This is a genomic window from Sphingobacterium sp. UME9 (assembly GCF_014170215.1).
Taxonomy (GTDB): Bacteria; Bacteroidota; Bacteroidia; order Sphingobacteriales; family Sphingobacteriaceae; genus Sphingobacterium; species Sphingobacterium paramultivorum.
In genome coordinates this window covers 285,536-305,585 of record NZ_LZZP01000014.1, presented here as the reverse complement: position 1 = coordinate 305,585, position 20,050 = coordinate 285,536, and the positions used below count along the sequence as shown (strand labels likewise).

General features: G+C 39.7%; 16 protein-coding genes and 3 tRNA genes. 10 read left to right on the top strand and 9 right to left on the bottom strand.

Annotated elements, in window-relative coordinates:
- Positions 1–74 precede the first annotated feature (74 nt).
- Both A9970_RS28150 and A9970_RS28145 read right to left on the bottom strand, forming a co-directional pair.
- The gene (locus A9970_RS28150) at positions 75–674 is read right to left on the bottom strand and encodes a DUF502 domain-containing protein (RefSeq protein ID WP_153847741.1); all 600 of its coding nucleotides are present in this window, start codon (positions 672–674) and stop codon (positions 75–77) included.
- A 44-nt stretch (positions 675–718) separates the two neighbouring features.
- Positions 719–3,160, bottom strand: a complete 2,442-nt coding sequence (locus tag A9970_RS28145; RefSeq protein WP_182984472.1) for a bifunctional UDP-N-acetylmuramoyl-tripeptide:D-alanyl-D-alanine ligase/alanine racemase — start codon at positions 3,158–3,160, stop codon at positions 719–721.
- A 77-nt stretch (positions 3,161–3,237) separates the two neighbouring features.
- Here A9970_RS28145 and A9970_RS28140 point away from each other — a divergent pair, with 77 nt between their 5' ends.
- The 3 genes from A9970_RS28140 (at position 3,238) to A9970_RS28130 (ending at position 4,001) form a co-directional block, all read left to right on the top strand.
- Entirely contained in the window at positions 3,238–3,726 is a 489-nt protein-coding gene (locus A9970_RS28140; RefSeq protein WP_182984471.1) for a regulatory protein RecX, read from the top strand.
- 112 nt (positions 3,727–3,838) lie between these two features.
- A tRNA-Gly gene (locus A9970_RS28135) sits at positions 3,839–3,911 on the top strand.
- 5 nt (positions 3,912–3,916) lie between these two features.
- A tRNA-Leu gene (locus A9970_RS28130) sits at positions 3,917–4,001 on the top strand.
- Between the two features lie 138 nt (positions 4,002–4,139).
- Here the strand turns inward: A9970_RS28130 and chrA are convergent.
- The 3 genes from chrA to A9970_RS28115 form a co-directional block, all read right to left on the bottom strand.
- A complete protein-coding gene (gene chrA / locus A9970_RS28125) occupies positions 4,140–5,468 on the bottom strand; it encodes a chromate efflux transporter (RefSeq protein ID WP_182984470.1) in 1,329 nt (442 codons plus the stop codon).
- A 203-nt stretch (positions 5,469–5,671) separates the two neighbouring features.
- On the bottom strand, positions 5,672–6,193 hold the full coding sequence (locus A9970_RS28120; RefSeq protein ID WP_153844742.1) for an OmpA family protein: 522 nt from the start codon (positions 6,191–6,193) through the stop codon (positions 5,672–5,674).
- A 97-nt stretch (positions 6,194–6,290) separates the two neighbouring features.
- Entirely contained in the window at positions 6,291–8,477 is a 2,187-nt protein-coding gene (locus tag A9970_RS28115; RefSeq protein WP_182984469.1) for a glucoamylase family protein, read from the bottom strand.
- Positions 8,478–8,637: 160 nt separating this feature from the next.
- Between A9970_RS28115 and A9970_RS28110 the strand changes: the two genes are divergently transcribed.
- The gene (locus A9970_RS28110) at positions 8,638–9,591 is read left to right on the top strand and encodes an acetyl-CoA carboxylase carboxyltransferase subunit alpha (RefSeq protein WP_153844744.1); all 954 of its coding nucleotides are present in this window, start codon (positions 8,638–8,640) and stop codon (positions 9,589–9,591) included.
- A 267-nt stretch (positions 9,592–9,858) separates the two neighbouring features.
- Positions 9,859–9,931: transfer RNA gene (locus A9970_RS28105), tRNA-Lys, on the top strand.
- A gap of 539 nt (positions 9,932–10,470) precedes the next feature.
- Here the strand turns inward: A9970_RS28105 and A9970_RS28100 are convergent.
- Positions 10,471–11,823, bottom strand: coding sequence for an AcvB/VirJ family lysyl-phosphatidylglycerol hydrolase (locus A9970_RS28100; RefSeq protein ID WP_182984468.1), 1,353 nt, complete (start codon positions 11,821–11,823; stop codon positions 10,471–10,473).
- Positions 11,824–12,091: 268 nt separating this feature from the next.
- Positions 12,092–13,990 carry an alpha-L-fucosidase gene (locus A9970_RS28095; RefSeq protein ID WP_182984467.1) on the bottom strand — a complete coding sequence of 633 codons (1,899 nt, stop codon included), beginning with the start codon at positions 13,988–13,990 and terminating at the stop codon, positions 12,092–12,094.
- A 383-nt stretch (positions 13,991–14,373) separates the two neighbouring features.
- Here A9970_RS28095 and A9970_RS28090 point away from each other — a divergent pair, with 383 nt between their 5' ends.
- The 4 genes from A9970_RS28090 to A9970_RS28070 all read left to right on the top strand — a co-directional run bounded on the left by A9970_RS28090 (position 14,374) and on the right by A9970_RS28070 (position 17,133).
- The gene (locus A9970_RS28090) at positions 14,374–14,826 is read left to right on the top strand and encodes an SRPBCC domain-containing protein (RefSeq protein ID WP_182984466.1); all 453 of its coding nucleotides are present in this window, start codon (positions 14,374–14,376) and stop codon (positions 14,824–14,826) included.
- 92 nt (positions 14,827–14,918) lie between these two features.
- A complete protein-coding gene (locus tag A9970_RS28085) occupies positions 14,919–15,347 on the top strand; it encodes a DUF1801 domain-containing protein (RefSeq protein WP_088162799.1) in 429 nt (142 codons plus the stop codon).
- 8 nt (positions 15,348–15,355) lie between these two features.
- Positions 15,356–16,285 (top strand): DUF1801 domain-containing protein, encoded by a 930-nt coding sequence (locus A9970_RS28570; RefSeq protein WP_220801717.1) that lies wholly within the window; start codon positions 15,356–15,358, stop codon positions 16,283–16,285.
- A 23-nt stretch (positions 16,286–16,308) separates the two neighbouring features.
- Positions 16,309–17,133, top strand: coding sequence for a VOC family protein (locus A9970_RS28070; RefSeq protein WP_182984465.1), 825 nt, complete (start codon positions 16,309–16,311; stop codon positions 17,131–17,133).
- Positions 17,134–17,208: 75 nt separating this feature from the next.
- On the opposite strand, the gene A9970_RS28065 is transcribed toward A9970_RS28070, so the two are convergent.
- Positions 17,209–17,628 (bottom strand): SufE family protein, encoded by a 420-nt coding sequence (locus tag A9970_RS28065; protein WP_153844750.1) that lies wholly within the window; start codon positions 17,626–17,628, stop codon positions 17,209–17,211.
- Between the two features lie 12 nt (positions 17,629–17,640).
- Positions 17,641–18,864, bottom strand: a complete 1,224-nt coding sequence (locus A9970_RS28060; RefSeq protein WP_159731275.1) for a cysteine desulfurase — start codon at positions 18,862–18,864, stop codon at positions 17,641–17,643.
- 190 nt (positions 18,865–19,054) lie between these two features.
- On the opposite strand from A9970_RS28060, the gene A9970_RS28055 reads away from it, so the two are divergent.
- Positions 19,055–20,047: an acyl-ACP desaturase gene (locus tag A9970_RS28055; protein WP_159731273.1), complete on the top strand. Its 993-nt coding sequence runs from the start codon at positions 19,055–19,057 to the stop codon at positions 20,045–20,047.
- Positions 20,048–20,050 lie beyond the last annotated feature (3 nt).

Genomic DNA, 20,050 nt, shown 5'->3' with positions numbered 1-20,050 from the left:
AATAAGCAAAAATAAAAATGCTGGAAATCATACAACGACTTCCAGCATTTTTACTTAACCGATATGAAAGCCGACTAATGGGCTATCCCGCTCACACCACCGGAAACAACGAGTTTCATGGCATCTGTTGGAGACATATCTAATTTTTTGACCTTGTCTGCACTGATAATAACAACCTGTCCTGCAAAAGAGTAGGAATATGGAAAATACACCATAACATCTTCTTCAAGCCCAATGCTTTTTAAATCATGCTGCGTTAAGAAACCTATCTTCTTCAGACCAAACTCATTCACCGTCACCAAGACAGGTTCATTAAATTTCTTTGCATCACCAACAAAGGCCTCCGTAAAATCTTTAATCGAAGAATATAATGTATTTAAAAGTGGAATCCGCTGGATCTGATGATTAATCCACACTTTAATGGGGTCTGTAACAAAATTTGTAAAAATAAGCCCCGCCAAAACCAATACCAAAATAACGGTCAGAATACCTATTCCTGGAATATACAAGGGGTGCCCCCTATCATCCTCCAAAAAATGTTCAGTTAGATTCAATGCCGAATCAACTGATGCAACAATCCAAACTATTAAAAAAATAGCACCAGCAAGAGGAACCACTACCAGGACACCTCGTATCAAATAATTAATAAATCCTCTGATTAATTTACTAAACATGAATTGAAAATAAAATATTATTCAAAAATGCAGAATATCCTTTATTATTCATAAAAATATACTCTTTTTACGCGTTGGGAAATACTCGTCAGCAATTCATAAGGAATCGTCCCTATAGCCTTCGCCGCTGACTTTATATCAGGGTAAACGATAACTTCATCTTCCTCTCCAACTTCCACATCCGTTACATCCAACATACACATATCCATACATATATCTCCTATAGTAGGGACTAAAAAACCGTTTATCAACATTTTACCGACACCGTTACCAAAACGCCTATCGTAACCGTCCGCATAACCAATTTTAATTGTCGCAATCTTACTGTCTCTATACAGGACGCCGTGCCTATTATAACCTACGGTTTCACCTGCTGGGAGGTATTTAATTTGTGTCACATTCGTTTTCAAGGTACTCGCCTCCCTAATGGGTAAATCATGGCGCTCAATATCGATACCATAGAGACCTATCCCCAACCTAACCATATCAAAATACGCATTCGGCCACAATTCAATACCCGATGTTGCTGCAATATGACGTAGAAAAGAATATCCTATACCACTTTCGAGACGCTTTGTAAACTCATCCAGCAGATCAATTTGTCGCTGTGTAAATTCCTTATCCTGTTCATTACCTGCAGACGCTAAGTGGGAAAATGCAGATTTAACCTCTAAAATCGCTTCCGTACGTAACACAGCTATTAAACGATCGACCTCGTCAGGCATAAAACCCAACCGATGCATACCTGTATCTATTTTAATATGAATCGGAAAAGAAGCTATTTGTTTCGTTTTCAGAAAATTCAAAAAAGAAAACAATATTCTAAAGCTATAAATTTCCGGTTCAAGGTTATACTGAACAATGGACTCAAAAGAACTTTCATCAGGGCTCATCACCACAATAGGTAATTTTATACCCGCACCACGCAAATCAACTCCCTCATCCGCAAAAGCAACAGTCAGATAATCCACCCGATTAAATTGCAAAAGGTTTGCTATCTCGAAGCTTCCACTACCATAAGAAAAAGCTTTGACCATGGTCATCAACTTCACCTGTTTCGGCAGCAGCTGTCGATATACGTTCAAATTATTCTCCAGTGCATTCAAATTTATTTCAAGCACTGTATCATGTGATTTTGCAACTAAAAGCTGACTGATACGTTCAAAATGAAACTCACGTCCTCCTTTCAATAATACCGTGGCATTTTCAAAAGAAAGCGACCTAATATCGGCCAAGAAAGCAGTTGTATCGCTATATGAAATAGAAGGCACTTCAAATTGTGCTGCCACTTTAGGCAACACTTCACCTATCAATATCAATTTATCCAAACGATACTCACTAAGCAAACGTTTCAGCTTGGACAAACTTTTTTCATCTTCGATATGGACACCAGGGATATCCGACAATATCAACATCTTGAACGGATGCTGTCCCTGCTGATTTAAAAACTCCAGGGCAATCTGCAGTGCATCTAGATCATTACTATACGAGTCATCGATAATTGAGCTATTCTTTTTTCCTTTTTTTAACTCAAGACGCATCGCCACTGGCTGCAGCTCTTTAATCCTCGCTGCGATCACTTCATTTTCATAACCAAAACGCAGCATCACCGCTACACAATTTATCGCGTTCTCAACATTTCCTTTATCCACAAACGGTACTTCAACAGCAAAGGTGCGACCGGCATAATAGAACGTGACCATAGTAAATCGGTCGTTAACCTGCTTGATGGAATACACTTCCAAAGAAAGGCCCTCATCAAGCCCCCAGGAAAATTTTCGTGGTCTATATGGCAATTGAATATTTTCGAGGTAACTATTTGGAAAAATCATGGTTTCAACATTTTTAAAAAGCTCGAGCTTTTCATAGATCTTTTCCTCTTTAGATTTAAAACCAGCTTTGTGGGCAACACCGATGTTGGTCAATAGTCCTATAGTTGGTTTTATCATCTGCTCAAGGCGCAGCATTTCCCCTTTTTCTGAAATTCCCGCTTCGATTAGCGCAAGATTATACTGATCGGACAATCCCCACAAGGACAAAGCCACACCAAGTTGAGAATTATAGCTCTTAGGACTCCGGTAAATCTTATATTCAGGAGACATAAGCTGGAAAAGCCACTCTTTTACAATCGTTTTGCCATTGCTCCCAGTAATTCCGATGACAGGATAATCAAATTTCTGACGATGAAAAGTTGCCAGCTCCTGCATAGCAACTAAACTATCCGCTACCCAAAGAATATTAGCTTCCAAAAGCTCCATTTCCTGTCCCTCATCGGCCTGAAGCACAAAGTTACGAACTCCTTTTTCGTAGGCTTCCCGGATATACCGATGACCATCTCTGTTCTTCTGAAGTGCAAAAAAAATCCCGTTGTCCGCCTGGGCAATTTTACGGCTGTCATAAAATAAATGCTGGACAAAAGAATTGGGATCCGTGATAAATGTGCGATTGGGATGTAAAATCTGGGCGATTTCCGATATTTTGTACATTCTCCTGATATATTTTGATTGTGTCAAAACTGAACATTTTTTTAGTTATTTCATATTATTTTTGAAATTTTGACAATATGTTTGACGAAGAAAAAAGAAACAAGAAGATATTAACGCAGCATCAGGCGCAGTTGAAAGCGGAAAGCTATTGCGTCTATCAAGAACGCGCACAGCAAGAAGTACGCGATAAGCTCTACAGCTGGGGACTAAACGAAGAAGAAGTCGAAAATGTATTGGCCAATTTGATCAGCGATAATTTTTTAAATGAAGAACGCTTTGCTATTGCCTACTGTAACGGAAAACTCCGCATGAAAGGCTGGGGTAAAGTAAAAATCAAGCAGGCACTCAAAGCAAAAAAGGTCTCCGAACAATTGATAAAAATTGCATTTAAGCAAATCGATCTAGATGAATATGAACAAATCTTAAATCATATCATTGACAAAAAACTCCGTGAAATTAGTGGTAAGAACCACTATGCAGTGAAAAACAAAGTTTATCAGTTTGCGCTATCCCGCGGATTTGAGAGTGATTTAATTTTTTCCACACTGAATTCAAAGGAGTTATAAAAAACACAGAAAGAAAGTAAATAAATATTTTGCAATATTAAATTTTCGCTCTATATTTGCATCACCAAAAAGGAACGCAAGGTTCTTTTGAAAATTGAAATAAAATTCCAATGCGAAAATAGCTCAGCTGGTAGAGCACAACCTTGCCAAGGTTGGGGTCGCGAGTTCGAATCTCGTTTTTCGCTCACCTGCCTAGGTGGTGGAACTGGTAGACACGCAGGACTTAAAATCCTGTTCCCGTTAAGGGAGTGCGGGTTCGATTCCCGCCCTAGGTACAAGAAAGCTCATCTAACGATGGGCTTTTCTTGTTTATGCGCGTATGTTACCTCGAATGGCTCTATCAAATTCACAAGACTCCCTTCAATCTTTAATAAACTTGCTTGCGAAGCTCATCAGCCAATGGACATTTTATTTTATCGCCATAAAAATAAGAGAAAGCCATAGGCCAAACTCAACAATATAAGTTTCAACATGCCTATTTTATACTTGAATAAAAGAAAAAGTGAGAATAGCACCCAAACCAGAGCCATCGGCTCAATGGCATACCAAGAACTGACACCACTTGGAAATAGAATTCCTAAACCTAAATAACAGGCTAAATTAACGATTACACCAACCACCGATGCCGTCACTAAAGATAGGATAAATTGTATACATGTATTTTTTTGGGCCCGTTCGATCAGTGGCGCCCCAACAAAAATCAAGGCAAAGTTTGGCAAAAAAGTAAAATATGCTGTCGCGATCAAACCTATTGCTGCCATGAGATAGGACTGATGAAAATGATTGAAGCCAGCCATGAAACCAACATAGGCCAAAACAACCACTAAAGGCCCCGGGGTCGTCTCTGCAAGAGCAAATCCATCTATCATCTGGCTCTTCGAAAGCCAAAACAATTTCTCTGTCACAAGGGCCGCAACATAGGGAATGACGGTATAAGAACCTCCAATCGTCAAATAAGCGGACTTTGTAAATAAAAAAGAAAGTGTCTTCCAAAATTCAGTATCGATGGTAAAAAACAGCAAAATGGTCAACGGAATCAACCATAGTAAGAAAAACAGCAGAACCTGAAGAGAAATACGACGGTAGGATACGGAAGGAAGTGTTTCGAGCGTATTGATATAATAAGCAGATTCAAACTGCTTATCTTCATTTTCACGATTAGCATCAATTTGGGAAGTTTTTGACAAGATTGTATATAGTAATAGACCAACAGCGATCACCCCCACAATAATCCAGGGCATTGGAACCCCAACAAAATACGACAGAAAAAAAGCGGCCAATGCTACCAAATAATGCCATGTGCTGACAAGAGATTTCTGCCCTACCCGAAAGGTTGCAAATATAATGATCGCTAGCACTGCAGGTTTTAAACCCGAAAATAAAGCAATAAGCAATGCGGAGTTGCCATAGTGTGCATATAGCGTACTGAGTCCACATATAATAAGCAGTGAGGGAACAATAAAAAATACCCCGGCCAACACACCACCTTTTACGCCGTGCAGCTTCCATCCTAAATAAATCGTCAATTGATGCGCTTCCGGTCCCGGTAACAACATACATGCATTGAGCGCCTGAAAAAACTTCCTGTTACTTACCCATCTTTTCTTTTCGACCAAAAAATCGTGCATAATGGTCACATGGCCTGTTGTTCCACCAAAACTTATCCAACCTAACACAAACCAAAACCACATGGCTTCCCGAAAAATTGGCTTCTGTCTATTATCTTCTTCCTCTAAATTCATCTTTTTCAACGCTATTTGTCTTAGGCCCGGATTTTATCGAAAGCAATTCCAGCAGAACAGCACCCATTCCGGTGTCTCCTGTTTTAAAATACCTTGTTTCGGGAGACCATATACAGCGGTATAAAACCGCTATATAACTGCATAAAAAAAGCGAGATATCTTAAATATCTCGCTTTTTTTATATTAAGAATTGGTCTGATAAACTATTTTTTATCTAAAATAGTAACTTCCACTCTTCTATTTTTTTGACGTCCTTCCGGACTTTTATTATCTCCAACTGGATTTGACTGACCGAAACCTTTTGCCGTGATGCGCGAATCAGCAACCCCTGAATCTACCAAGAACTTCTTAACAGACGCTGCTCTTTTATCGGAAAGCCACTGATTATACTCAACAGTACCCGTAGCATCAGTATACCCATCGACTTTGATCTTATTATTACTTTCCTTTAAGATCAACGCCAATTTACTAACTTCAGTTTTTGCCTTCTCAGATAGGTAAGAAGAGTTTGTTGGAAACAATAAATCAGACGATATACTAAACTTAATCCCTTCATCAGTTCTTTTCGCGTCATTAAAATCCTTCTTCACATTTTTCAAACCATCATCAGTTCCATCTTTTGTTACAACTGCACCTGGATTGACTACAATAGCTTGTTGTTTACAGGAAAATAACGATAAACTTGCACATAAGGTTAAAATTCCCAAATTAATTTTTCTAAGCATGTCGTTTCTAACGTATTTAATATCGATTTAAGCACGTAAATATAGCGAAAAAAGTCCAATATGACATCCCTTCTACGTCATATCTAACGTAACAAATCTATTTCTTGGTATATACTTTTTCTAAAGTCTTTTTTACCTCAGGAATATTCTCATACAATTTCCAAATCATGCCTGAATTTGCATTCTCGATCATCACGGCAATCGTTGCCTGATTCCTCGCACGATAGCTTTCAGAAACATCGTTGTTTTTAATATCAATCCAGCTTCTGAAACCATATTGTGTAAATAACACATCAGCGTATTCTTCGTAAAATTTACGCAATGCTTTTAGACCAATCTCCTTTTCAAATGGGTAAGCTGCAATAGATATCGCAGGATTCACCAAATACCCCTGATATGTATCTTCCACATTTTCCACGCCCCAAATATCTGTAAATCGTGTCCCTATACTCATTTCATTATCTCTCCGTTTATAGGCAAGAATATAATTCGACAAATATTTCTTGTAATCTACAAAATCATCTACTTTCCCTTTAGGATCCATAATCAAAAAGGGACGATAAACAGACATCAATGATTCATTTAAACTGCCGCCCGCAATACTCTTGGCAAAAATAACTTTGTCGTCGGAGTAGATCGAAATTCCGGCATTTCCCATGTCGCCAACTAAAGGGTTTGCACTTATTGAACGCGCTAAAGAATCATTTAATTTCATTTTGAGTTCAGGAGCTAAATCATTGGACTCATCCCCAAAATACAATTCGTTGCCTTTATGTTTGGTTGCAAATCCATTGATATAAGCTGAAATAGCTAAAGGGTGGGTAGGTGAAGACATCGCCAGTAAATAGGTGCCCAAACTCTCGTTAAATCCCCCCAAAGGCCTCGATCTAGCTGTACTGTCTACAGGTGACCACTTATTCCAGAGTACATCAGGATTTTGTGCGTCTGTAAAATAGTTCCAATTTATGCGTTCCCAGAGCTTCGTAATATTATTTCTCAAGGTCTGTTCCTCAGGATCCTCTTTAGAAAAATATTGGCGAGCGATTAAAAGCGATTCCATGATATGGGAGGTTCCGCGCAAATCGTACGTTGGAATTGAATCGCGATAATAAGGCACCCCCGACCGGCCATCGTAAAGCGCCGTAAAGACCCCTTGATGTTGTTGTGCACTACTCAAAAATTTCACAATCCGTGTTAACCTGACCAAGAGAGCTTGTCGCGAGATCAAGTTATTCTCTCCAGCCACAAGCAAACCCAAGATCGCATAGCCAGTTTCATTTGTAGATACAATAGCCTGTCTATTGCCTCGATCAGGCAGAAACATACCACTATTCACATCATAGTTGTCTATAAAATAATTCACATGAGCATTCCGGATAAAATTCAACATCTCCGTATCCGTACCTTTTTTTGTCTGTACCTCCCTAACCTCAGAAAAAGGAGATTCAACGTAATTATAGTCTACCCAAGCGATCTTGTAATAATAAGATTTGTTATATTCATTTACCCTATCTAGCGACTTCTGCACATAGATGGGTAAAATTGCTATTGGCTGAAAATTGAGTTTATCTTCCGAACGGTAGATTTTCACATAGCGAATACTTGGTGTTAGCGGCAATTGCCAGACCAACTCCACTTGTTTATCCACGGAACTGATCTTAGATAAGATAGCTGCTGATGACAGTCTTACCTTTGGATAGTTTTTGGGCAAAAACTCTATTTGATCGATAAATAATTGATTTGTCTGCAGTGCAGTTCCATTCTGTTCCAAAATTAAAGCCGAAACAGGCTTCCCTAATGAAATTCCTACAAATTTAGCGACTGGAATGGAAACATTAAGCCAAGTATCATAAGCAAAATCATCGATATAATTTGCGATATCCACAGCATTCGTCCTCGTATCATTTTGCTGTAAGGTGACTTTTGGCAATTGTCCCTTTTCAGTATTGCTTTGAATAAAAAGCTTAAAAGTTAGCTGATCATCCTTGGCAATTAAATAGGGAAATTTCTGTTTATCGTTTAAAATACTTGCCTCCCATTTACCATTAGGAGAAGAAACGTACCGCAAAGAAAGCGAATTGCCTGGCGTAAAAAACAAGCTATCAGAAACTGGTAGGCTATAGCTTACATTTTGGATCCATGATTCACCAGTATAATGAGCGATACTCTTAGCATAACTCCCGTTGATAACACTATTGTCAAATAAAACCTCAGGATAACTTTCTGATCGAACAAGTGTAGGTAAGATCAGTAACAAAAGAAAGTAAAAATATTTTTTCAGCATAAGTCAACATTTTTCACAGGCCTACAATCAAAAACTAAGCCACCAGTACGATTATAACGCAAATGTAACAAAGGAATTCCAATGATATTATCCTCCCTAATTTTAATTTCAGAAAAAATGCGCTAAATTAGCCCTCTGAATATTTTCATAAAATAGATATATGAAAACCACGTTTGATTTTGAAAAGCCAATTGCAGACTTGCAATTGCAAATTGAAAAGGTAACTCAAGTTGCCGAAAAAACTCAAGTTGACATGAGCGCAACCGTTCGTGAGCTTGAAGAAAAGCTTGCTTCTACTGAAAAAGAAATATACGGCAATTTAACAGGCTGGCAGAACGTTCAAATGTCACGCCATCCGGATCGCCCTCAGACTTATGATTATATAGAAGCGATCTGCGACGAATTTATCGAGTTGCATGGTGATAGAACCGTTAAGGATGATAAAGCGATCGTCGGTGGTATGGCTTCTATTGATGGTAATGCCGTTATGATCATCGGTCACCAAAAAGGTAAAAACACCAAAGAGCGTCAATTCCACAACTTTGGAATGGCCAACCCTGAAGGCTACCGAAAAGCCCTACGTTTAATGAAAATGGCGGAAAAGTTCAATAAACCTGTGATCACGTTAATTGATACGATGGGTGCTTATCCAGGACTTGAAGCTGAAGAACGCGGACAGGGTGAAGCGATTGCACGTAACCTCATGGAGATGGCTGTATTGAAAGTTCCGATCATTTGCGTTGTTATTGGTGAGGGAGCTTCAGGTGGAGCTTTGGGTATTGGTGTTGGAAACAGAGTCTACATGATGGAACATACCTGGTATTCGGTCATATCACCTGAATCTTGTTCTTCTATCCTATGGAGAAGCTGGGATCATAAAGAAAAAGCCGCTGAGGCATTAAAATTGACTTCAGAAGACATGTTGGGCAACGGCTTGATTGATGGTATTATCCCTGAACCGCTAGGTGGTGCTCACCAAGATCCTGCGGCAGCAGCGGCTAATCTAAAAAGCCAGCTGTTGAAAGATCTTGCTGAATTGACAGCTAAAGATAGCGATACATTAGTTACTGAAAGAATTGATAAGTTTAGTAAAATGGGAGTGGTAACTGAATAATGTTATCAATACGACCCTACAGAATAAAAAAGTCAGCAATTAGCTGACTTTTTTTATGGCTATCCTGCATTAAAAATACGCCCACTCGTTCCAAGAAACAGCCTCTATACGAACCAATCCTATCCGCAAGTTTCCTAAAAGGCTTTTTTAACAAAAAATAATTCAGTAATTTTTAAACAGTTACAACTTTAATCAATAAAAAAGACAAAAACATTTTGCACAAATAACTTATTTTTCTACCTTTGCATCACTTTCAAAAACAGAAAGGATTCCGTAGCTCAGCTGGTAGAGCAATACACTTTTAATGTATGGGTCCTGGGTTCGAATCCCAGCGGGATCACAAAAGAAAAGCTAATCTTACGATTAGCTTTTTTTGCTTTATCGGTATTTGAACCCGAAAGAAGTGTAAACAGGGTTTGATCGGAACATGTTAATCTACATCCCAAAATGTTCTATTACCCCACAATAACGATCGTTTTGTCATCTAAGAGTAGTCCTTTTCTTTTTTAATTTTTAGCTGCAACAAATTAGGATCAAATAGGGACGAAAGTAGGGCTTATTACAGTGTTTGTTCAGTTCTAGTTCAGTGGCTCAATGATAGTTCAGTATAAACTGAATAATGACTGACTAATTACTGTCTAAAAATTGATCTTCTCAAGGCTCAGAAATGGGCCGGGTAAAGCACCATCACAGTGATCGAATCAATATTGCTCATGCAAAAAGACCTCAATACATCGATCAGCGAGACCTCTAGCACGGCAAGCCCTCCAAGAAGATACCGTTAGTAAAAGAATAGAAAAGCCAAAATTTCCTTGAAATAATAATCATTAGCCTTAAGTGAATGTTTCATCATTAGGCTAGGTATATGATGAAACTTGGTTATTTGATCGCTATGGAGCTGATCACCTTAGCCACAATGGCTTCGTAATCATTATCAAAATGGTGACCTCCAGGCAAAATTTCTACAGGTGCTCCTGTATTTCTAAACTTCGCTGCAATCTCGCTATCTTCCCCGAAACCAAAAATACACAGTTTGTGTAGACTTACTTTTTTCAACTCCGCAACTACATCATAAGGTTCGCTACGATCACCTAAACTTAGCATGTCCGCCACATGGATCTCAAAATCGGCCTGATCATCTGGCGATAACAAAACCAATCCATTGGTTGCTTTTCTCAACTTCTCGGGAAGGCGGTTGGCGATAAAGGGTATCACACAGGCCCCAAAAGAATAACCCATTATCGAAAAAGTGATATTAGGTTCCCTTTCCTGAAAATAGGTCAAGATCTCGGACACTTCCTTTGTCGTCTGTTCTGGTGTCTTTGCATTCCAAAAATATTTCTGTGCATCCAAGCCAATCACTTTGATCCCCTTTGTCGCAAAAGCACTGGCCAACTCCCTGTCGAAACTGGTCCAACCACCATCGCCAGAAATCATAAACATCAATTCCCTTGTAGAGCTCTTGGGTTCCAGTATCTCAATGGGCATATCCGTTTTGAGTACGCCTGTATTTTGGCTAGGCTGGCCCGCCACCTGCAACTTCTGAAAAGCCATCCGGAACTGGGGCAGCCAATTATCGGCAATGGAGAAGCCATGCCCTACTTTAGGCAAGCTGACCAATTGGACATTTTCTATCCCTTTAAGAAAATCTGCTGTGGCGTTAAAGGGGCAGGTCTGATCTTTTACACCATTAAGTACCCAAAACGGAGCGGCCAACTTTTCGCTACGATCCAGATAATAACTTTTTCCGGGCTTTAAGACATGGGAAGATAATCCGCTGCCCTTACAGAGTGGTTTAGCAATATTGATATCTGGACAGAAACCTAAGGCAATCCCACCACGAAAGGTACCTGCCGGAGCCTGGGCAATCAAGCCATAGATCAGGGTTGCCCCATAGGAGTAACCTACCAATATGGGTTTCTGATAGCTTTCAAACTTATATTTCTTTTGGAGGGCCATGCTGAGCTGCTCGAAATCTGCAGCAGGATAATAACAATCCTTTTTTGAACGTGCCATTGAAGTAGCAAAATGCTTCGCGTCGATACCCGCGACGAGCGCCCCCTGTGCAGCTAGAAATTTAGCCATATTAATTACCCCAAACTGCCACCCTCCATCTCCAGAAACAAATAACACCAAGGCATTTGGTTTACCTTTCGGGGCGTACATGCTCAGCTTGCCGAAACTTCCATAGGAGAAAGTCTGTTGGGCGATGGCACATTGCGAAAACAACATGATAAAGAAATATAAAATAAGAGATGATCTTTTAGCGGTTTGATCCATGGCAATCCTTCGATAGCGGTTAATATTTACTAGTGTAATTTAATAAAATGCGAATGGATTATGAAAGATATTTCTACGGTATTTTACCTTAAGAGCTATCTGAGCACATAGCACCAACCTAGATCATATAGGCGATCTACCTGGCCGAAATGTATTTAGCTGTAGCGTTTTGAACGGCTCTCGATTCCGCAAGACGGATGCTCACTAAGCTCAATACAAATTATTCGGGCAGCAATATTACTTCCAAAAACTTCACCATTTCTGCCCCCGCTATAGTATGGGCACTTAATTCAATCATTTGCTTGCCTTTTGGCAATACCACCGTACCTAATTCAAGTTGATTGTCACGCAAACTGACAGAAGACGACGGATCTATTGTAAAATCAATCTTCTTTTCCCCTAAATTTAAGCCGAGCTTCCCTCCCGTACCTGCAACATCTTTCACATACCGTATAGCCACCTTGAAGCGTCCGCCATTTAACACATTCGTTTCCCATCTCAAACCCTGACTTAAACTAGTCCAACCCGTCACATAGTAGCGATTCCTTTTACCATCCCCAAACTTCATCGGGCTACCTATCTGTTTTGCATAAAAGGTCAGTAGCCGATTTTTATTGATATTATGATCCACATACATTAAATCAGGATTTATTGGATTAGTTATCGTATCCTTCAATTGCACCACCACAACCAGGTCATCATCCTGAGACGTTATTTGATCTATAGGAATATGCAGTCCATCTTTGTCGGACCTATATTTTCTGATCGTTTCTCCCGACAATAACGAAACAGAATTAACCTTAGCAATCAGTCCACCGACAATCAGATCATTCCGTAGAGGGCGTTCGAAAACGTGCAAATACAGGGTATTTTTACGTTGGGTAATGACTCCCCACGGCTGACGAGGCAAACGAGATGGTCCAACATCAATGACACTTCCACTACTCCCCCGCATCCAGTGACCTAAGCCCTTTAAAATAGCGACATCAGCGCTGTCGATGCTTCCGTCACCCTTGGGGCCAATATTCATTAGAATATTCCCACCCATGGCCCTAGCCTTCGCTAAGAGTTTGATAAAATGAGCGGTCGGTTTATGGCTCTTATCGGTCGACGAATAGCCATAGGATTCATTTGTAGTTGGTATGGCCTCCCAATAAGCGCCAGAAGCAACTGGATAATACTCCTCAGGTCGATCTGCCGTATTCAGATAATCGCCATAATTCTTTTCCTCGGTACGCGCCAATCGACCATTGACTATGATATTCGGATCTGCTGTTCGAATAGCCTTTAAAATTCTCAGGTTTTCAGATAGCGGCAACTTATGAGGTGTATCAAACCACAACAAATCCGGATGATAGCGCTGAATAAGTTCCTCAATCTGTGGAATCGCCTTTTGATCTACATAATGCCTGGCCTTTGTCAACCATTCGGGATGTTTGTCAAACCAATTTGTACCACCCAACAATTTATCCCCACCTGGATTACTGTAATCCCAGTCATTACCCGGAGCATCCGGATGCTCCCAATCAAAAGCATGCGAGTAATAGAATCCAAACAAAAGCCCATGTTTATGGCAGGCTGCTGCTAATTCCGCCAATGGGTCCCTTTTAAATGCGGTGCTTGACAATGAATAGTCACTTGAAAATGCAGAAGGGTACATCGCAAAGCCATCATGATGCTTAGCCGTGATGATAAAATATCTCATCCCTGCATTTTTTGCCAACAATACCCATTCCTCTGCATCAAACTTTAAAGGATTAAATCTACGTGCAGAATCAAGATACTCACTACGTGGGATTTTCATCACACGCATCAGATGCTCCGCATAGCCCCCTCCCGGCCTCCCCTTCCAAATATTTCCATATTGAGAATAAACACCCCAATGAACAAACATACCAAATGAGGCTACCTTCCATTTTTCTAGGCGTTGTTCACGAGTTAATGCTGCTTGTTTCCACCAACCAGTTTCTGCTTCAACAATCGCATTTTTATCACGTGCTGTCGCATCGTTAAACATATTTGAAGCCTCATTACCCTCATTTACATTTTTAATCTGTGCGCTCGAAAACAATATTCCCGAAGAAAGCATAAGAAGAAAAAAATACTTGATTTTAAACATAACTTTGGTTTTATGAAGATGGCAAATCCAACCTGAAAGATTTCAGGCAGACACCCTTTCTAAATTTATTGAATTATCGTTCCTGGCGACCCAATGGAAGGAATACAGGATCGATTTTAACTATAATCAAAAATAATCTAAAACTACATTTTATTAGTGTACAATTCGTTCGTTTTAGGGGAAATATTGATCCGAGTCCCCCAAAAAAGAAAACCTATTCTTTAATAGGATGTTTATATCGTATATACATCTTAAAATAAATAAACAGTGATCTAAGCGATAGATTGCTCCATGGTCACCAAAAGATCTTTTAAATATTTTTAACATAATCAGATACAAGCTATCTGTATTTATTGAATATTTGTCTAAAACTTTAAATTAATATGGAAAAACTAACCGCCAAAGCCAGCATCCAAATTCAGAAACCAATCAGCGAAGTTTTTGAGGCTATTGTAGATCCTAATAAAATGAATCACTATTTTATAAAATCTTCAACTGGACGTCTAGAGACAGATAAAACGGTAGAATGGACATTTCCAGAATTTCCCGACAGTTTTCCCGTAACAGGAAAAACCATCAGCCCCAATTCTTATATCTCTTTTGACTGGAGTGGAGGACTTCCCAATCAACTGGTAGAAATTGCACTATCCACATTCGGAGAAAACGCGACGGTCATAAAGATTACAGAACACGAGATGAACAACGATGCAGATGGAATTCTAATTATGATGCGACAAACAGAAGGTTGGGCCAACTTTTTAGCGTGTATGAAAGCGTATCTAGAATATGATATCAATCTGAGAACTGGAGCTTTCGATTTTATGTTCCAAAAATAGTGCTATCTAAAAATAGCTGCTCATCGAATTACTTCAAATACAATATATTCAATTAAAGTTATCCGAATATCCGGCAAAGACTTCAACTATACATGGCAAAAAATAAAACTGCATATACCGAAGCATCTGTCCAAGACTTTATAAAAACAGTTGACGACCCACAAAAACAAATCGATAGTGCAACACTGATACAGCTTATGGAAACCACAACGGGTGAGCCGGCTAAAATGTACGGACCAACTATCATCGGATTTGGAAACTATCATTATACCTATGCAAGTGGGCATGAAGGCTATGCTCCTTTGATCGGATTTAGTCCCCGAAAATCAGCAATCTCCCTTTATGTATTTACCGGTGCCGATGAGCACCGACATTTGGTCGATCAGCTAGGGAAATTCAAAATAGGCAAAGCCTGCATATACATCAAGAAATTAAGCGACATCAATATAGAGATACTCCATCAGCTTATGTCCGAAACGATACAGTTTATTGAAAATAAGTATACGAGAATCAAAGAATAACACAAATTATGGCAACGAGCATCGCAACAATAGACGAATATATCAATCAATTTGAAGAGGAGAAAAAAGAATATCTGATCAAGGTGAGACAGCTTATTGCTGGCCTAGTCCCTCCTTCTGCAGATGAAACGATCTCTTATCAAATGCCGACCTTCAGATACAAGGGTAATATCATACATTTTGCGATGAACAAAAACCATTTGGGCCTCTATCCAGGACCCGCTGCTATCGAGTACTTCGCTACAGAACTCAAAAATTTTAAAACCACAAAAGGTGCGATACAAATCCCATTGGATCAACCCATTCCAACACAAATAATTACCGATATTGTCAATTTTAATATTGATAAGCTTAAAGACAAACAAGGCCCTAATTGGTACCAAAGCCGAGGGAACTGGCAGGAGGCCGAAGAACTCATGCAGCAAATCATCCTGCGAACCTCCTTAAAAAAGGAATTCAAATGGGGGAGTTACATCTATACTCATAAAGGAAAAAATGTCATCGGTTGGGGCGGCTTTAAAAATTTCTTTTCCCTCTGGTTTTATAATGGTGTATTCTTAGCAGATCAGGATAAACATCTCATCAGTGCCTCCGAAGGAAAAACGAAAGCATTACGACAATGGCGCTTTGAAGATGTCATGGATATGGATATCGAAAAAATAGCCGCCTATATCCAAGAATCCATCCAAACCATTGACGAGGGAAAAGAGCTCAAACCAACTAAATCTCCAACGAAGCCTCCCACTGGTCTATTATTAGAAGCGCTACAGGCAGATCCGATCTTCGGGGAAAGTTTCCGGGCTTTAACACCAGGAAAACAGAAAGAATACATCGAGTATATCGATGAGGCCAAGCAAGAAAAAACGAAACAATCCCGTCTTGAAAAAATTAAGCCGTTGGTCCTCGCTAAAAAGGGCTTGAACGACAAATACAAATAGGTGAACGCTAAAACAAAAAGAAAATGATGAATAATTCAATTATCCCATCCATTTGGTTCGATCAAAACGCGCAGGAAGCCTTTGATCTTTACTGTCGCATCTTCCCCGAAAGCCATATTAGCAATAGCTCTCCCATCGTTGTTGAAGCTGTCCTAAACGGTGTAAAATTTATTGGAATAAATGGAGGTCCCATATTCAAACCCAACCCATCCATATCTTTTATGGCCATTTGCGAAAGCAAAGAGGAAATTGATCGTATCTGGAATTCACTTTCTGTGGGCGGCAATACCTTAAGGCCACTAAACTCCTACCCTTGGAGCCCTTACTACGGCTGGCTGGCCGACAAGTTTGGCGTCAATTGGCAATTATACCTCGGTAAACTAAGCGACACCAACCAACAGGCAATTGTACCAACCTTAATGTATTGCGGAGAGCAACAGGGAAATTGTGAACAGGCTTTAGCATTTTATGCAGAATTATTTCATGATTTTCGAAGCAATGGGATCATGAAATACACAGAAGGTGAATATATCGGATCAATCCAACATACCCAATTTTTAGTCCGGGATTTTACGCTCATGGCAATGGATAGCGGAGTTCCTCAAACTTTCACGTTTAACGAAGGTATTTCACTCACCATCCTCTGTAAAGATCAGCAGGAAATTGATTATTTCTGGAATAATATCACGAAGAAAGGTAAAGAGAGCATGTGTGGCTGGTGTAAAGACGAATTCGGCGTAAGCTGGCAGATCGTACCCGAACAAATTGCAACATTACTGCAGCGACCGGGGGCAAATGAAGCGCTCATGAAAATGAAAAAAATTATTATCCAGGAGCTCATAGGATAATTTCAAGAGGGACCTCAAGCTGAGGATAAGAGCTATGTAAAATAGTATTAAGAAAAGGGGATGAATAATCCCCTTTTAAACTTTCACTTGCAATGCCAATGCGTACAATTTCATTTGCTTAATCATGGATAGCAAGCCATTTGCCCTTGTCGGTGACAAATGTTCTTTTAACCCTATTTTATCTACAAAATATAAATCGGCATCAACGATCTCCTTGGCGCTATGTCCAGATAGCACTTTGACCATTAAACTCACCAAGCCTTTTGTGATAATCGCATCGCTATCTGCCGTAAAATACACTTTTCCATCTTTTATTTCCGGGAAAAGCCATACTTTGGACTGACATCCTTTGATGATATATTCATCTGTTTTGTATTGTTCATCAATTAGAGGCACTTCTTTTCCCAGCTGGATGATGTACTCATATTTTTCCATCCAATCCGTAAAGAAAGCAAAATCCTCAATTAATTCATCCTGTATTTCATTAATGGTCATACCTATTTTTTATTAAATCAACATATTGACCGCGCGTTGGATACCGGCGACCAAAATATCTATTTCCTCTTTTGTATTATATACCGCTAAAGAAGCACGAATAGTTCCCGGGATACCGAACCTATCCATGACAGGCTGGGCACAATGATGGCCTGTACGCACAGCGATTCCTAATTTATCCAAGATCACACCAACGTCATAAGGATGCGTGCCGTCAATTACAAATGAAATAACGGAACATTTCTTCTCGGCCGTTCCAATAAACCGCATGCCTGGAATTTCAGCCAACTTCTCCGTAGCGTACTGCAACAAATCATGTTCGTAAGCCTCAATATTTTCCAGACCTATTGAATTGATATAATCTATAGCCTCGTTCAAACAGATACCGGCCTCAATATTGGGCGTACCGGCCTCAAATTTAAAGGGCAGTTCGTTATAGGTCGTTTTTTCAAAAGTAACTTCTTTAATCATATCTCCACCACCTTGATAAGGCGGCATCGCGTTCAATAAATCCTCTTTACCGTATAACACCCCAACTCCAGTAGGGCCGTACATTTTATGTCCGGAGAATACCAGAAAATCTACATCAAGCTTTTGAACATCAATCTGTATATGTTGAACCGCCTGCGCAGCATCAACTAACACAACAGCACCATGTCGGTGAGCAATTGAAATCATCTCACTCACAGGATTGATTGTCCCAAGGGAGTTTGAAACATAGGTTACAGCAACTAATTTGGTTTTCTCATTAAACAAATTGCTGTAGGCATCCATATCAAGCTCACCTTTATCGTTCATCGGAATGACCCGAATTTTACAGCCCTTTTCATCACAAAGCATCTGCCAAGGCACAATATTAGAATGGTGTTCCATCGCTGAGATAATAATCTCATCACCTTCATGGATAAAAGCTCTGCCATAACAAGTTGCAATCAGATTAATTCCATCTGTTGTTCCTTTGGTGATAATGATTTCCTTATCTTCAGCGGCATTGATGAAAGCCTGAACTTTTTTCCGAGTCACCTCAAAAGCGTCCGTCGATATCTGACTAAGATAATGTACGCCACGATGCACATTACTATTCATATCTGTATAATAATGTACAATCGAATCGATAACAGAACTCGGCTTCTGTGTTGTCGCGCCGTTATCCAAATAAACCAATGGTTTACCATTTACTTCTCTCTTGAGAATCGGAAAATCGGCACGTATTTTATCTATATTAAATTTTTCCAACGTCGTCTAAATAATTTATACAAAGTTAATAGTATTTTATCGAATACGGGCTGGCCAATCTGTTTTTTATGTCATTATCAATGTCGGTTTTCGAAGGTATCCTCAGCCAAAAAAGGATTTTTTGGCATTTTAAACAATTATAGTTAGCTTTTATAATTTATTGATGCTATTTAGTTACCTTTGTAATGATATGCAAGAATTACCTCTAAATTTACCAGAAGGCTCACGTAAAGAAGTGATGGCCTATTTGGAACCGTTCATGCTCAATGAGATGAGCGAATACCTGAAGCCTGTTGAAGAAATGTGGCAACCTGCCGATTTTCTTCCAGATTCTTCTAGGGACAGTTTTTTTGAGGAAGTAAAAGAGTTGCAGGAAAGTGCAAAAGAACTCTCTTATGATTTGGTCGCAGTATTAGTTGGAGACACCATCACCGAAGAGGCCCTTCCAACGTACGAATCATGGTTGACCATGGTAGAAGACGTTGACAAAAACGAGCAAGGTGGATGGATGAAATGGGTACGCGCTTGGACGGCTGAAGAAAACCGCCACGGTGACCTGTTGAACAAATACCTTTATTTGTCGGGTAGAATAGACATGCGTCAATTTGAAATGTCTACGCAATATCTTATTCAAGACGGTTTTGATATCGGTACTGGTGCAGACCCTTACCGGAATTTTATTTATACTTCATTTCAGGAATTGGCAACCAACGTTTCCCACCGTCGTGTATCTGGGCTTTCCAAAAAAAGCGGTGATAAACTTTTGGCAAAAATGTGTGGTGTCATCGCATCTGATGAAGCACGCCATGCCAAAGCCTATATGTCTTTTATTTCAAAAGCAATCACAGTAGACGCGAGTGAAGTCATGATTGCATTTGAGGATATGATGCGTAAAAAAATCGTTATGCCAGCCCAGTTCTTAAGAGAAGCAGGCGAGCCCCAAGGAGAAGCGTTTGCACATTTCTCAGACGCGGCCCAACGATTGGGAGTATATACTGCTTTGGACTACGTGGATATCTTAAAAGAGCTGAATAGTGAGTGGAAAATAGATCAAGTTACCGGCCTGAATGATAAAGGTGAGAAAGCGAGAGATTATCTACTGAAACTACCAGATCGTTTGGCTAGACTGGCTGATCGGATGAAGGTTCCAGAAAAAGATTATAAATTCAAATGGATTTATTGATAT